This window comes from Agrobacterium sp. Ap1, assembly GCF_017313375.1.
Classification (GTDB): Bacteria; Pseudomonadota; Alphaproteobacteria; order Rhizobiales; family Rhizobiaceae; genus Neorhizobium; species Neorhizobium cellulosilyticum.
Window position 1 is genome coordinate 109,358 of sequence record NZ_JAFLMY010000010.1, and the last position, 14,257, is coordinate 123,614.

At 57.7% G+C, this 14,257-nt stretch carries 17 protein-coding genes and 1 pseudogene; 10 read left to right on the plus strand and 8 right to left on the minus strand.

All coding sequences use genetic code 11. The features are described from left to right. Together JZX87_RS19460 and JZX87_RS19465 are read left to right on the plus strand one after the other, a co-directional pair. Positions 1-984, plus strand: coding sequence for an aldo/keto reductase (locus tag JZX87_RS19460; protein ID WP_183688123.1), 984 nt, complete (start codon positions 1-3; stop codon positions 982-984). 114 nt (positions 985-1,098) lie between these two features. Continuing rightward, entirely contained in the window at positions 1,099-1,584 is a 486-nt protein-coding gene (locus JZX87_RS19465; RefSeq protein WP_206827414.1) for a hypothetical protein, read from the plus strand. A 146-nt stretch (positions 1,585-1,730) separates the two neighbouring features. On the opposite strand, the gene JZX87_RS19470 is transcribed toward JZX87_RS19465, so the two are convergent. From JZX87_RS19470 to JZX87_RS19485, 4 genes are all read right to left on the minus strand, one after another. Then, positions 1,731-2,051: an EAL domain-containing protein gene (locus tag JZX87_RS19470; RefSeq protein WP_206827415.1), complete on the minus strand. Its 321-nt coding sequence runs from the start codon at positions 2,049-2,051 to the stop codon at positions 1,731-1,733. Positions 2,052-2,375: 324 nt separating this feature from the next. Further along, positions 2,376-3,563: an MFS transporter gene (locus tag JZX87_RS19475; RefSeq protein ID WP_206827416.1), complete on the minus strand. Its 1,188-nt coding sequence runs from the start codon at positions 3,561-3,563 to the stop codon at positions 2,376-2,378. Then, the gene (locus tag JZX87_RS19480; RefSeq protein WP_206827417.1) at positions 3,560-4,105 is read right to left on the minus strand and encodes a TetR/AcrR family transcriptional regulator; all 546 of its coding nucleotides are present in this window, start codon (positions 4,103-4,105) and stop codon (positions 3,560-3,562) included. The genes JZX87_RS19475 and JZX87_RS19480 overlap by 4 nt, the downstream gene beginning before the upstream one ends. A gap of 512 nt (positions 4,106-4,617) precedes the next feature. Then, positions 4,618-4,836 carry a hypothetical protein gene (locus JZX87_RS19485; RefSeq protein WP_148148672.1) on the minus strand — a complete coding sequence of 73 codons (219 nt, stop codon included), beginning with the start codon at positions 4,834-4,836 and terminating at the stop codon, positions 4,618-4,620. A gap of 216 nt (positions 4,837-5,052) precedes the next feature. Here JZX87_RS19485 and JZX87_RS19490 point away from each other — a divergent pair, with 216 nt between their 5' ends. After that, on the plus strand, positions 5,053-6,336 hold the full coding sequence (locus JZX87_RS19490; RefSeq protein WP_206827418.1) for a sensor domain-containing diguanylate cyclase: 1,284 nt from the start codon (positions 5,053-5,055) through the stop codon (positions 6,334-6,336). A 300-nt stretch (positions 6,337-6,636) separates the two neighbouring features. On the opposite strand, the gene JZX87_RS19495 is transcribed toward JZX87_RS19490, so the two are convergent. Further along, positions 6,637-6,873, minus strand: a complete 237-nt coding sequence (locus JZX87_RS19495; protein WP_206827419.1) for a hypothetical protein — start codon at positions 6,871-6,873, stop codon at positions 6,637-6,639. A gap of 410 nt (positions 6,874-7,283) precedes the next feature. On the opposite strand from JZX87_RS19495, the pseudogene JZX87_RS32020 reads away from it, so the two are divergent. The 3 genes and pseudogenes from JZX87_RS32020 to JZX87_RS32030 all read left to right on the plus strand — a co-directional run. Further along, positions 7,284-7,580: pseudogene (locus JZX87_RS32020) on the plus strand (alcohol dehydrogenase catalytic domain-containing protein); the annotation flags it as partial. A 227-nt stretch (positions 7,581-7,807) separates the two neighbouring features. Beyond that, positions 7,808-8,092 (plus strand): zinc-binding dehydrogenase, encoded by a 285-nt coding sequence (locus JZX87_RS32025; protein ID WP_404946541.1) that lies wholly within the window; start codon positions 7,808-7,810, stop codon positions 8,090-8,092. A gap of 144 nt (positions 8,093-8,236) precedes the next feature. Then, on the plus strand, positions 8,237-8,527 hold the full coding sequence (locus tag JZX87_RS32030; RefSeq protein ID WP_404946540.1) for a hypothetical protein: 291 nt from the start codon (positions 8,237-8,239) through the stop codon (positions 8,525-8,527). A gap of 71 nt (positions 8,528-8,598) precedes the next feature. Here the strand turns inward: JZX87_RS32030 and JZX87_RS19505 are convergent, their stop codons facing one another. Both JZX87_RS19505 and JZX87_RS19510 read right to left on the minus strand, forming a co-directional pair. Continuing rightward, a complete protein-coding gene (locus tag JZX87_RS19505) occupies positions 8,599-9,465 on the minus strand; it encodes an SDR family oxidoreductase (RefSeq protein WP_206827421.1) in 867 nt (288 codons plus the stop codon). A 98-nt stretch (positions 9,466-9,563) separates the two neighbouring features. Further along, on the minus strand, positions 9,564-10,421 hold the full coding sequence (locus JZX87_RS19510) for a LysR substrate-binding domain-containing protein (RefSeq protein WP_206827423.1): 858 nt from the start codon (positions 10,419-10,421) through the stop codon (positions 9,564-9,566). 87 nt (positions 10,422-10,508) lie between these two features. Here JZX87_RS19510 and JZX87_RS19515 point away from each other — a divergent pair, with 87 nt between their 5' ends. Then, positions 10,509-11,216: a haloacid dehalogenase type II gene (locus tag JZX87_RS19515; protein WP_183688106.1), complete on the plus strand. Its 708-nt coding sequence runs from the start codon at positions 10,509-10,511 to the stop codon at positions 11,214-11,216. 9 nt (positions 11,217-11,225) lie between these two features. Beyond that, the gene (locus JZX87_RS19520; protein ID WP_183688104.1) at positions 11,226-12,017 is read left to right on the plus strand and encodes an aldolase; all 792 of its coding nucleotides are present in this window, start codon (positions 11,226-11,228) and stop codon (positions 12,015-12,017) included. 62 nt (positions 12,018-12,079) lie between these two features. On the opposite strand, the gene JZX87_RS19525 is transcribed toward JZX87_RS19520, so the two are convergent. Further along, the gene (locus JZX87_RS19525; protein ID WP_183688102.1) at positions 12,080-13,000 is read right to left on the minus strand and encodes a LysR family transcriptional regulator; all 921 of its coding nucleotides are present in this window, start codon (positions 12,998-13,000) and stop codon (positions 12,080-12,082) included. 97 nt (positions 13,001-13,097) lie between these two features. On the opposite strand from JZX87_RS19525, the gene JZX87_RS19530 reads away from it, so the two are divergent. Both JZX87_RS19530 and JZX87_RS19535 read left to right on the plus strand, forming a co-directional pair. Continuing rightward, positions 13,098-13,889 (plus strand): SDR family NAD(P)-dependent oxidoreductase, encoded by a 792-nt coding sequence (locus JZX87_RS19530; RefSeq protein WP_183688100.1) that lies wholly within the window; start codon positions 13,098-13,100, stop codon positions 13,887-13,889. A 14-nt stretch (positions 13,890-13,903) separates the two neighbouring features. Continuing rightward, positions 13,904-14,206 (plus strand): putative quinol monooxygenase, encoded by a 303-nt coding sequence (locus JZX87_RS19535; protein WP_183688098.1) that lies wholly within the window; start codon positions 13,904-13,906, stop codon positions 14,204-14,206. Positions 14,207-14,257: the final 51 nt, after the last annotated feature.

The window sequence follows — 14,257 nt, forward strand, 5'->3', positions numbered from 1 at the left end:
ATGAACTATACGCGCCTTGGAAATACCGGCCTTGAGGTTTCGCGCCTCGGCCTTGGATGCATGAGCTACGGGGAGCCCGATCGCGGCAGCCACGCCTGGACGTTGCCAGAAGAGCAGAGCCGGCCATTTATCCGCAGGGCGATCGAACTCGGGATCAACTTCTTCGATACCGCCAATGTCTACTCGGACGGGACGAGCGAGGAAATTCTCGGCCGTGCGATCAGAGACTACGTAGCCAGAGACGACGTCGTCATCGCCACCAAGGTCAACGGCCGAATGAAGCCTGGACCAAATGGCGCCGGCCTCTCCCGAAAAGCAATTTTTTCGGAGATCGACGCAAGCCTGAAGCGGCTGGGCACCGACTATGTCGACCTTTACCAAATCCATCGGTTCGACCATCAAACCCCGATCGAGGAAACCCTGGAAGCCCTGCATGACGTCGTCAAGGCAGGCAAAGCCCGTTACATCGGCGCTTCCTCCATGTACGCGTGGCAATTCTCCAAAATGCTTTCTGTCTCCCAGGCGAACGGATGGACAAAGTTCGTCTCAATGCAGAACCACCTGAATCTGCTTTACCGCGAGGAAGAAAGGGAAATGCTTCCGCTCTGCAAATCGGAGGGTATCGGCGTCATTCCTTGGAGCCCGCTTGCGCGCGGCCGCCTGACCCGCGACTGGAGGGAGCAAAGCGAGCGCTCCCAAACCGATGAGTTGGGTAACGGCCTTTACACTCGCACGACAGCGGACGCCGACCGACGCGTGGTCGAGGCGGTAGCAAAGATCGCGCAGAAGAGGGAGGTACCACGGGCACAGATTGCACTCGCATGGCTCCTATCGAAATCCGAAATCTCGGCGCCCATAATCGGGGCGACCAAATTGCATCACCTGGATGACGCTGCCGCTGCGCTGGGCTTCAGGCTCACCGCTGCAGAAATACAAACCCTTGAGGTCAACTACATTCCCCACTCTGTGGTGGGGTTTTCCTGATCGCTTGGCGTTTTCGCCCGGGTCGCCGGGAGCGTTTACCCACGACGGAGACGCTTCCTAACCATCAAATATTCCCTGGTCTTTGAATCCAGCTTACGCAGAGAAGGAATGAATATGTTCGGAATAACACCGCTCGGCTGGCTTCACACGTTAGGAAGCCTTCCTGCAATACCCGCAGCCGCCTACATGATTTTTCGATTTGGACGTATCAAGCCGGACAGCGTGCCAGGATACATCTATTTCGTATGCATGCTGGTCGGCAGCTTGACAATTTTCCTCGTGGCTAAGGCACCTGTCAGCCCTGCGATCGCGCTTGTTACCTTGCTGTGTCTGCTTGGTGGCTACGCAGCCAACAAGCTCGTCTTTCTGGGGCGCCTTCGGAATTATATCGAGACGATACTCTTGAGCCTGACTGTCTTCTTGCTGATGGTCCCATCTGTTTCCGAGACCTTGAGACGCGTGCCCGACGGTCATCCGTTTGTCGCGGACCCAAATTCGGTTGTGTTAAAGGGTGCCGTCGGGACCATAGCGGCCATTTTTGTATTGGGTCTTGCGGTTCAGATCTATAATTTGGCCCGTCTCGGCGATCGTGCCCGGTGAGATAGGGTTTGCGCGCATGCCATAGTCCTCGCTACATCAGGCAACGCGTCGCGCGAAGATCTGCAGGTCGCCTCAGCCACTTCATGTCACATCCCGCTCGTCCATCTCAGATCCTTCATTACGCAAAAAAACTGCGGAGCGAGCCCTCAACCAGCCATCGAAGATAGGGGAAGACAGTTTTTTTCGATAAACTTAAGGACGGCAGCGTAGGGCATGGGCCGGCCGTAAAGGTAGCCTTGGGCTGTCCGGCATCCGAGTGCAAGTAGAGCATCTTCCTGAGCACTCGTTTCGATGCCTTCCGCGACCGTCTCAAGGCCTAGGTCGCAACCCAGACCGATCAACGCTTTTGCGATCGCGGCGTCACGAGGCTTATCCAGAATGTGCTGAATAAATCCCCGGTCAATTTTCAACGTGGTGAGCGGATAGCGCTGCAATGAGCGCCTTGCCGGAGTAAACAACGTGACCATTGCAGTTATTGCTTATGATGCCCTCGGTTCGGCGCCGGTGCATGTCGGCTCTCGAAAGAGGCGGAAATGGCCTTAGCTTCGCCTGTCCTGGGTGACGGCGGTCCACCTCCCATCAAGAGCGCGAAAAGATTTCGTCAGTGCCGAAGCGCAGGAGGTGGCTGCTCCGCCCCGATTGCCAGCATGGGCGGCGCAGACGCCGATTGGCTTTTCGTGATGCAAGAAGGATCGGGGCGCTCCTCTCGTCGACCTCTTCTGGCCATGTCGCTTAGAATGTTGGTTAGATGGAGTTGGTCCTCATCACGCACCTCTCACCAGCATAGTCCCTCAGGACTTATCACTGACCGCGCCACCAATTCGGTCTGATTGGTGACTTTCTTCAGAAGGTGCGTTCTTTGCAGCGGTGAAGCTTGCGGCAGCTGCCATGACCATAGCGAAGATTGCGAGAGCCGAGACGCTTCCACCGACATCCCATAGCAGCCCGAAGATCGGCGCTCCAACGGTTTGACCGATAGCAACAATGAGAAACGGCACACTCAGCCCTAGTGCAGGGTGTCTGCTGTAGATCGATACACCCCAGATGAGAAGGGCACCCGTTGCGACGATGTAGCCTAAGCCGAACAAACCGAGAGCGATGAAGGCGAGGGGGGAGTAACCAATCGCTGCTGCAAGGATCGCGATGGCTAAACCCATCACTGCGACCGCAAGGCGGTAAACAAAAGGAAGTCCGAGATGCTGCACAAGTGACCCCGTTGATGATCCTCCTATGCCGACCACTCCGAGTACAATCCAGCTTAAAGCGATTTGATACCTGGAGAAGTCCACTTCATCCTGCATTACGTTTGCGCCGAATGTCCATACTGCGGTGCTAGCAAAGCCGACGATGAACGAGCCAGCCGTGAGATTGTGTGCGCCCGGAACCTGAGCGTCACCCCAATGCAATTTTTCTGCGACGTTTTTGCTGTTTCGAGGCGGGATCGTCCAGGAAAGCCAGAAAGTTATTATTAATCCGAGACCAGCAAACGCCGCATAAAGCGCGCGCCAGCTACCATAAAATGCGAGCGCCGCTGCGCCTGAAATTACTATCCCTACTGCAGTCCCCGAATTGATGAGGCCATTGGCCTTGTGCTGATCAGGATGAGAAAGAGTTATTGCCACCGCTGATGCGAGCGGAGGTGACGTCAATCCGGTGCTAAGGCCCCCAAGTGCCATGGCGAAGCCTAGGCTCCAAACTGACCACGACACGGCGATTATTGCCATTGCGACAGTCGCGCACGAGCCTGCCAATACGGTGATGTATCGCTCGCCGAACCGGTCGACTAAGGTGAACGCCAAAACAACCCCGAGGCAATACGATGCAAAGGCCAACCCGCCGATCCAGCCACCTGCTATTGCACTCAAGTCAAGGTCAGCCCGGATCGAAGGCAGCAGAAGGCCATACGCAAACCTCGTCAACCCGTAGGTGAGGGCTGTGAGGGCGAAGGCCGCAGCCACCATGTTTGCGCGTCCGATCATGGCCTATGCTCCAGACGTGCTCGTACCAAAAGCGCCGCTGCCTCTTTCGCGGTCTCAAGAGTGATTGGTCCTCTCAAGCTTAACAACGCCGTCGCGCCTTCAAACAAAAGCGAGATCTGCATTGCTAGATCCGCGTCAGGACTACCGAGTGCTATCTCCACACGCCGTCCGATTTCAGTTTCAAATTGTTGTTTATGATCGTGGACGACGGCGGTGATCTCCGCGTTTACGGCGGCGTATTCGCCGTGGGCGCGCAAAAACATACAGCCGGAATTAATATGATCATCAGTCCACCTACGCTGGATATCGAAAAGCTGCCCTACAGGGTCGGAAGGATCCGCCTCCCTCAACAATGCCATGAAGGCGAGATGCCTTTGCTTTAGGACCTCAACCACGAGACCATCCCGAGACCCGAAATGCTTATAAAGGGTTCGTGTCGATGCTCCCGATTGGGCGAGGATTTTGTCGACCCCAATTCCTCGAAACCCTTCGGCTTCGAACGCTCGCTCCGCGCCTCCTATAATCGCTTGCTGCTTTTTCATGACGTTGATGTAAAGCGATCGTTTTACATGTCAAGTAATGGTTAACAGCGAGGTATTATTTTGACCTCCATCGCTGCAACTAGAAAAGCTGGCGGCATTAGGGACCGGGAGATCGGGCCAAGATCGAAGACTTCGATTGATCTATTGCGGTTAGGCATATGTGGGCACGGAGGTTGAGGCCACACTCCGTGACAGGTGACGGCTGAACCGAAGGCGCCGCGCCGATAGTCTATCGTGCGCGGTGATATTTCGTTCACGCACGGCCTTCAGAGCCGGGGTCGCTGTTGAAGATCTGGAATGACTGTCATTTGAATAACTGGGTCGAAAGTGCTATATCGTTCAAGAGCTCTCTTAGGTTAATCTTATCAGGAGGGGCTTGATCGCCGGCCGGCTCAGTGGCCAGCGAACTTGCAGCCGAATACTGCTGCGTCTCCCGCCCCCATTAGGTGACGTTCGCGACCAATCAACATCCTGAGCCAGCCCCACTTCTCGCCATGCAATTCGCCTCAAATCTAATCGTCGGTATAGATCCGGTGCATTGTCTCCGCGGCGGCTTTCTCGACAGGGATTTCGAAAAATATGTCCGGATTGCTCGCCAAGGCCCGGAACGTTCGCTCGATCAAGTCGTCTTTTTCGGGGCCAGTGAGATGGTAACGTGCCGCGTAGCGGCCAAGTAGCGTTCGCAATATCCGCATGTCGCTTTCGGAAAGATCCCGGCTTCTTCCATCCATGTCTTCCTCCCTGATTTCACCGTTTGTGGATGCCGGCCCGTATCTGCTTTCTTGAATGTGTCAGTGCTTAACTCGGAGAGATAATTTCGAGGGTCTTTGACATCAAGGAGCCGCTTCAACTGCGGCATGTCACATCGCGCCTTAGCGGGTCGGCACCTTGATTATCATCCTCTAAAACACACCTATCGGCTTGGAGCTCTTGTCTTTGGAGGAAAGATGGTAGCGGAACCCTATACGGCCGACGATCCCGAAACCCGCCTGGCGCTGTTCGACTTTGCCTTCGAGAACGCCCCCATAGGGATCGCCCTGGTCGATCTGGAGGGACGCATCATTCGCGGCAATGCCGCTTTCGCCAAGCTTCTGTCACTGCCTTTAGAGAAGGTGCTCGGGACGCATTTCAGGGACTTTACCCATCCAGAGGATATCGAGGCAGATCTGATCCTATTTAAGCAGGTCCTGCAAGGAAGGCGGGACGGCTACACGATCGAGAAGCGTTACCTGCGGCCTTTCGGAGAGATTGTCCACGTCCTGATCCACGTGGCCGCGATGCGCGATGCTGAAGGGCGTGTCGTACGCTTCATTTCGCAGATCGAGGATATCACCCGACACAAGGACCATGAGCGTCAGCTCGCCGAGCGCGCAGCGCAGCTTGAGCTCGCGCTTGAAGCCGTCCGTGGCGGCTTCTGGCAAATGGATATCCTCACAGGCAAATTCGAGACCTCGGATCGACTGGCTCAATTCATCGGTGGGCCCACTGCTGCGCGGCTCGACCTTGAGCGCTACGTCAACAGAGTCAACGTGAACGACGGCGCCCAGGCCGATCTGACGCCGCTAATTGCCGGAAAGCTCGATCAGAATGTTGCCGAGTATCGTCTCGACACCGTTCATGGCGAACGTTGGATGCGTTGTGATCGGCGGCTGTTGCGTGATAGCGACGGGCGTCCGGTCAAGATCGTCGGAATGGCAATCGACTTTACCGAAGATCGACGCCGGATCGAGATGCTGGAGGAGACGGCGCGCACGGACGCGTTGACTGGGCTGCTGAACCGTCGTGGGCTGTCGATCGAGTTCGCGGCTTTGCAGTCTGCCGAAGGCTTCGCTGTCCTTGCGCTCGACCTCGATGGGTTCAAGGAGGTGAACGATGCTCATGGTCATGCGATGGGAGATATCGTCCTGCAGACTGCAGCTGCGCGCTTGACCTCAGCCGTCAGGGACCATGATCTCGTGGCACGGACAGGTGGGGATGAATTTGTCGTGGTCGTCGCGGGCGATCGTTCCGTAGGAGAGGCGGCGGCGGAGCGAATTCTCGCGCGGATGAGGGAGCCTATTGCGATTTCCGATGAAATCGCCGATGTCCGCGCGAGCATTGGGGGAATTTGGGCGGGTGAAAAGCGTGACATTTCCGAGCTTCTTAGGGAGGCCGATGCGCTTCTTTACGATGCGAAGGCGGCCGGCAAGGATGTCGTCAGATTTCAGTCGGCTTCCGGGGCGATGCGTTGACGTGGATCAGCATCTTCGCCCACACCTCCAAACGCATCCGCTTGATTGGGCGTCGGTTCCGGTGCGGGAGGGCCAGACCTTGATCGCTGTGCTCGGCGGGCTGTAAGGTCGTTGTATCGAGACCTGAGCTCTGACATCTCGTACTCGCCGCTGATCCAAAGATCGACTAAGGCCAGAAATTCGGGGTCACTGTCGATAGGCATTCCCCGCAATAGTGCCTTGGTGCGCACTCGATCAAAAATCGTTCGCCGTCTGTCGCTGTCGGTCGCCAACCTACATCTCCGGTGGTGTTGAGAGCGTCTAGAGGAAGACCGAGAGACCTTCCGTACTGACGACATAGATGAACTCTTCCCATGCCTCATGGGCAGAAGCGAAAGATTCATTCCATTCGGTGATCTGGTCTTCTAGGCTGGTTACCTCCATCCGCCAATCATCACTGCCTGAAGGGCGGAAGATTTCCACAACGACGGTGATGCCGCCTTCAGTGTAACGGCCGGAGAGCTCTGAGCATTTGGATAGCGGCTGATGTTGGTTCATTGTGTCACTGAAGATATTTGCGCATGGCCGATAATATGTTTTGCCTACGAGCTTGTAAGACGAAAGAGAACTCAGCTGAGCTCTCCCGTCTCAGTGTGGCCGTTGTGAACGTCTCGCGGACCCGGATCCGTTCAAGACAAATGAGGTGGCTGCCTCAGGGATCCTTGGAGGTGTTCATAAGTGGGAGCGGCACGAGGCAGAAGCCTCGATGCAACGTCGAACTCGATATCAGGTGTGACTTCCGGTCAGACTGTGCGCTCCCACATTTCCTGTGCGGCTGAATGCGGGAAGCGTCTGAGCAACAGAGCTGGAACAGTTGACCATGCCGCGAGTTCCTGACGGGCTGACGGCGGATGATTGCTCTGACGAGATCAGGGCTACGACCGACCGCAAATTGGGAGAGACCGCAGATGAAAGGTCTTACTTGGCATGGCAGCGGCGACATACGCTGCGAAGCGGTAGACGATCCGGTCACCCAAGACGATCGCGACGCGATCATCAAGGTGACCAGCTGCGCGATCTGCGGGTCGGATCTTCACCTCTACGGCGGTTTCGTCCCCGGGATGCATGCGGGGGACGTGATGGGCCACGACCCATGGGTGAGGTGGTCGAGGTCGGCCGGGGAGGCTTCCAGGCTCAAGGTCGGTGAAGGTGTGGTTGTGCCCTTCACCATTGCCTGTGGAGAATGTCGGCAGTGTAAATGGGGTCAGTTTTCGCTTTGCGAGCGTTCGAATCCATCCGGCGCGATGCAGGCCAAGCAAATCGGTTATCCAACGGCTGGGCTGTTCGGTTATTCCGAAAATGTACGGCCGCTTCCGGGGCGGACAAGCGCATTATCTTCGCGTTACTTATGCCGATGTTGGCCCGATTGTTGTCCTAACGGCCTGATCGACGACAGGTCCTGTTCCTCTCCGACATTTTTCCAACCGGCTACATGGCCGCCGAAAACTGCGACATCAAGCAAGGGCAGACGGTTGCCGTATTCGGCTGCGGGCCGGTCGGCCTGTTTGCAATCAGATCGGCTTTTCTGCTTGGCGCTGAACGGGTCATTGCCATTGACACCGTGCCGGAACGACTAGCCCTTGCCCGAGCCTCCGGTGCGGAAACGCTCGATTATACCGCTGAAGATTTGCAGGAGCGTATTCTCGTGATCACCAATGGGCTTGGACCGGATGCCGTGAGGCAGTCGGGATGGAAAGCCATGAGGCGGGTGGCGTGATGGAGACCCTCCAGACAAAGCTGACGTCAAACCGAACGGCCTTACGCCCTCAGCCAAGCGATCCTCGCCTGCCGGCCTGGCGGGACGGTTTCGGTCCCCGGTGTATTCGTGGGTCCAGCAGTTCCAGTACCTCTTGGAGCCGTCGTGGGCAAAGGTCTAACGCTGAAGACAGGCCAGACCCATGTGCAACGGTATCTCGAGCCGCTGTTGAACCTGATTGTGGAGGGCAAAATCGATCCGTCTTTCCTCATCACCCACCGCATAGGCCTCGAAGAGGGACCGGAGGCATACAAGACTTTTCGGGACAAAGCGGACGGCTGCGTCAAAGTTGTCACCCGGCCCGAATGGATAGCTCGCGGCATGGCGTCTTCCATTCAGTTTGTGCACGCGTATTTGACGCCATCTGGAGAGCTGGGATTTTTTTGGCATCGGTGAAATGCTGCCTATGCAAAGAACCACCCGGGCCGGAGGAAACATGTTTCCGCCCGGCCTCGGAGTCTGAAGTATTAAATCATGATCTCGCCGCCGGTGACCGGAATGACGGCGCCGGTCATATAGCTCCCAAGCTCGGAAGCTAGGAGGACATAGGCGCCAGCCAGTTCGGCGGGTTGGCCGGCGCGGCCGATCAAGGTCTGTTGCCCGAACTTGGCGGCTTTTTCAGCTGGCATGGTTGACGGAATAAGGGGCGTCCAGATTGGGCCAGGAGCGACGGCATTTACGCGGATGCCTTTTTCAGCGAGCATTTCGGCAAGGCCGGCCGTGAAGTTGGAAACGGCGCCCTTGGTGGATGCGTATGCCAGAAGCTGCGGCGATGGCTGTCGCGACTGGATGGAGGTCGTGTTGATGATCGCACTTCCAGGTTTCATATGCGAAGCGGCGGCCTTAGCTAGAAAGAACGGCGCATAGATATTCGTTCGGAAGGTCGTGTCCCACTCATCAGCAGATATATCGGCGATATCACCGTAGGTGCGCTGAAAAGCAGCGTTGTTGACCAGGATGTCGATCCCGCCGAGCTCATCGACCGCGCGCGCGACGAGCTCCTGGCAATGGTCTTCCGATGTGATGTCCCCGGCGATGACAAGCGCCTTACGGCCGGCGTCCTCGACCCATTTGGCGGTGTCGGCCGCATCGTCGTCTTCGTTGAGATAGGAGATCAGGACATCGGCGCCTTCACGCGCGAAAGCAATGGCGACGGCCTTGCCAATCCCGGAATCGGCGCCGGTGATCAGCGCCACCTTGCCCTCAAGTCTTCCATTGCCGCGATAGGATTTCTCGCCGTGATCCGGGACGGGTTTCATTGAAGCGGTTTTGCCCGGCGGCTCTTGCTCCTGTTCCGGATAGGGTGGGTTCGGGCGTCGGCGTTCTTCGGTCATGATCTTCCTCCAGTTGAATGAGGAGGCTTAACCGTTGGGATCGGTAACTGTTCCGTGATCTATCCGCGCCGGTCACCCGCACATCTTTGTCCAGGACATTACGGCTCCAGAATATCCGTTAGGAAGCTGCCGACAAACTTTGCTTCATTGGACAGACTTGTCCGTCCTTTTACCAATGCAATCTCGGACGCTGGCTGATCGTCGAAGCCGTCAGATGGCCCAAGTTGCCGGTGTTCGGTTAGCACCGCGTCGGAAGGTAGCAGACTGATTCCGAGGCCGGAGGCAACCGCCGCCTGCACACCCATCAGTCCCTGGCTGGTATAGGCGATCCGCCAGCGACGACCGCTGCGCTCGATCGCGCGGATGGCGCGATCCCGGTATATGCAGCCGACGGGAAACACCGCGAGTGGAACCGGGTCCGTCTCGATCGAACGGGTGGCGCTCTCCACCCAGACCAACTCTTCTTTCCAACTCGCGAGACAGGCCCCATCTCCAGGCTCGCGCTTGATCAGCGCGAGGTCAATTTCGCCCGCATCCAGCAGGCGCCGGAGCTCAGTGCTCCAGCCACTAACCGTGTCGAGCCTTATGTGAGGCGATGCGATTGAAAATCCCGACAGCAGATCGATGAGGCGCCGCCCGGCAAAATCTTCCGGAACGCCGAGGCGAACGGACCGCGGCGCCAGAGGTCTTCGCATGACCTCGGCGGCCTCATCTGCGATGGCGAGTATTCTGCGCGCATAGCTCAGCAGTAACTCGCCGGCTTCCGTAGTTTCAACAGTTCCGGTCGATTTGTCCCGTCGCAGCAGTGAGGTGCCTAAATTGACCTCCAGCTTCTTGATCTGCTGGCTCACCGTCGACTGCGTCAAGCGCACCCGTTCGGCCGCCTTGGTGAAGCCGCTGCAATCGACGACGGCAGCAAAGGTTTTCAGAAGATCCAGATCGAACCCGAAGCTCATTTGATTTCCCAATGAAGATGATGATGAGATTTAATTTCGTAATCCACGCAGGTTTTGTCAATCTCGGGAAAATCAAGGAGAAAACGTATGACCCTGACTGGACCCAAGCCGACCTGGCTGACCTTTGATTGCTATGGAACCCTGATTCAATGGGACGAAGGGCTGCTTGCTGCAATGGGCAGAATACTGTCCGCAAAAGGTGGCGATATCGATCAGAAGGCATTTATCTCGATCTACGATCACCATGAACATTCGCTGGAGGAGGGGCGTCCTCACCGCACGTTTGCCGAGGTCTGCGCCCTTGCCCTGGAACGGGCGATGGCCGAATTCGGCCTTCCGTTTGAGGTAGCGGATGCCAATATCCTGACCTCGTCGATCGGCAAGATGCCGCCGTTTCCGGAGATTGTGGCAACCCTTGGAAAGTTAAAAGATGCAGGTTTCCGCCTGGCGATCATCTCCAATACTGATGATGCCATCATTGCTGGAAACGTGGCCCAACTTGGTGGCCACATCGACCGCGTCATCACTGCGGAACAGGCCGGTGCCTACAAGCCATGCAGCCAGATCTTCCATCATGCCTGGAAAAGCCTCGGCACCAGCATGGAGGATCTGGTGCATATTTGCGCCAGTCCGCATCTGGATCTTGCAGCGGCGCGCGAGCTTGGCTTTCGTACCGTTTGGGTCGATCGTGGCACCGGCCGCAAACCCCTGGAAGATTACCGCCCGGACGAAATCGTCCCGACGCTCGACAAGGTGCCTGCCATCCTTGCCGCAGCGGGCTGGATGGAACGATAGGAGACTAACATGGCGCATGAGCTGAATGTTTCGAAGACAAATCCTGCACTACGGCACAATCGTTTGCTGGACACCGAAGAGATTTGGCAAGCACGGGGCGACCTCGCCGCTTGCCTTCGCATGGCAGCGCGGCTCGGCCTTGAAGAGGGGATCTGTAACCACTTCTCGGCTGTTGTGCCCGGTCATCCCGACCTCTTCATCGTCAACCGCCTGGGTTGGGCGTTTCAGGAGGCGACTGCCTCGTCATTGCTGATCTGCGATTTCGAAGGCAATGTGGTTGCCGGGGATGGCGTACCGGAGGCAACCGCGTTCTATATCCATGCGCGGTTGCACAAGATGGCGCCGCGGGTCGGTGCTGCGTTTCACACCCATATGCCGAATGCGACCGCGCTCAGCATGGTCGAGGGTGAGCCATTGGTCTGGGCAGGCCAGACGGCGCTCAAGTTCTACGGCCGTGTGGCGGTTGACGAGAACTATAATGGCCTTGCTCTGGACGAAAGCGAAGGCGACAGGATCGCCGCCGTCCTTGGAGACAAGGATATCCTGTTCATGAAAAACCATGGCGTGATGGTCTGCGCGCCGAACATCGCCGAAGCCTGGGATGATCTCTACTATCTCGAACGTGCTGCCGAAGTTCAGTTGAAGGCGATGGGTTCAGGCCGCAAACTTCTGCCGGTCGTGCCCGCTGTCGCGGCTGATGCCGCGCGGCAGATGCGCGAAGGGGACCCGGAAAGTGCCAGAATGCATCTGGAAAGCATCCGTCGGGTGCTGGACCGGCAAGCGCCGGAATATCGCGATTGATCGGATAAGAAAGGCGAAGCATCAAGCATCTTGAAGTGCGCATTTCCTTATTTTTCTCCGGGTCAGGGCGTCCCTTTCAGCAGCGGTGAATCACCCAGTGTCACGACCATATGGTCGATGAAGGCACGGACGCGGTGGGGCAGGGGACCACCACCGACATAGACGGCATGCACCAGTTCAAGATCGCGTGGATTGAAGTCTTCGAGCAGTGGAATCAAACGCCCAGCGGCGATGTCGTCGGCCACATGAAACAGGCCGACGCGGGCAATGCCAGCGCCGGCCAACGCCATTTGCTTCATCGTCTCGCCGTTGTTGACGACGATGCTGCCTTTGACTGGTTGTGCGATGTCCCGGTCGCGGTCACGAAACGGCCAGGACGGTCTTGCTCGCCGAAAATTGAAGGTCAGGCAGTCGTGCTGCGCGAGGTCCATAGGCGTTTCCGGCGAACGTCGGCGCGCCAGATAGTCAGGTGAAGCACAGACCACGCGCCGGCTCTGTCCGAGCTTGCGGGCGATCAGGCCGCTGTCCGGCAGGTTTCCCATGCGGATAGCGACGTCGGTCTTTTCCGCTACCAGGTCGACAATCCCGTCGGTGAAGGAGAGGTCGACGATCAGGTCGGGATTGCGGGCGATGAACTCCGGAATGGCCGGTGCGACGAACATCGTTCCGAACGGTATTGTGGTATTGATCCTCAGCCGTCCACGGACCGCACCGCCCGTTGCCTCCTGATCCGCATCGTTCAGTTCCTGCAGAATCCGAAGCGCCGCATGGTGATAGGCTTCGCCTTCCTCGGTCAGCGTCAGAGCGCGGGTCGTTCGCACCAGCAGGCGCGTGCCGAGCCTTGTTTCCAGACGGGCGATCAACTTGCTAACCGCTGATGGTGTGATGTCCAGGTTACGGGCGGCGGCGGAGAATCCCCCATCCTGAACAACGCGGGCAAACACCTCCATTTCGCCGGAACGTTCCATCAGAATGCGCGGCATTGATGATCCTCATTCACAGGTGCACGTCTTTTACAGGCAATAGTATCTCCGAGGCTTAAATCATAAATTGTCTCCAGCAACAATCTGGAGACACGTCATGGATCTGCAAATCAACGGAAAGACCGCCCTTGTAACCGGCGCCACCGCCGGCATCGGCCTCGAAATCGCCCGCTCTCTCGCCATCGAAGGCGCGAGGGTTGTCATCACGGGCCGCGACCGCGTCAAGCTCGACAGCGCGATCGCTGCCGTCAAAACTTCCGGCGGATCTGAGATCACAGGCATTCTGGCAGACGCGGCCAGCGCCGAGGGTGCCGCGATCATCGCCAAGGCCGAACCGTTGGTCGATATCCTCGTCAACAATATCGGCATCTACGAGAGCAAGGCCTTCGGCGACATCACCGACGCCGACTGGAGCCATCTGTTCGACGTCAATGTCATGAGCGGCGTGCGCCTGTCGCGCACCTATCTGCCCGGCATGCTGGAGCGCAATTGGGGCCGGATCATCTTCATTTCCAGTGAGTCGGGTCTCGCCATCCCTGAGGACATGATCCACTACGCAACGAGCAAGACGGCTCAGCTGTCGATCTCGCGCGGATTGGCGCAACTGACCCGCGGCACCAATGTCACGGTCAATTCCGTGCTTCCGGGACCGACCCGCTCGGAAGGCATCGAAGCCTTCCTGCGCAGCCAGGCAAGCGATCCTTCCGCACCGATCAAAGAGATCGAGGCCGAATTCTTCGCCACCGCCCGCGCGGCTTCGATCCTCCAGCGCATGGTGGAGGCGGAAGAGGTGGCAAACCTCGTTGCCTATCTCGCCAGCCCCCGTTCATCGGCCACGAACGGTGCAGCCCTTCGTGCCGAAGGCGGTCTCGTCAACACCATCGCCTGAGAAAGGCACTACCCATGTCAAACACGCCTCTGACCATCATCGCCATCACCACCGCCAAGCCCGGCAAGGAGGCGGCGCTTGGCGCTGCCCAGGAAAAGCTGGTCGCCGAGACGCTGGCCGAAGACGGCTGCCTCCGGTACGAGTTGCACCAGTCGCTCGATGATGGACGCGTGCGCATCTTTGTCGAAACCTGGCAAAGTGAAGACCAATGGCGCGCCCATATGCAGGGCGCCGTCCTGCAGCGCTTTCAGGCGAGCGGCGTTGGCGACTATTTCGCCGACTTTGCGCTGCACCGGCTCACCAAGGTCGCTGGCTGAGAAGCAACCGCCTTTCCCTTCCCCACCATATTTCTAACTTTCGGAGCTAGA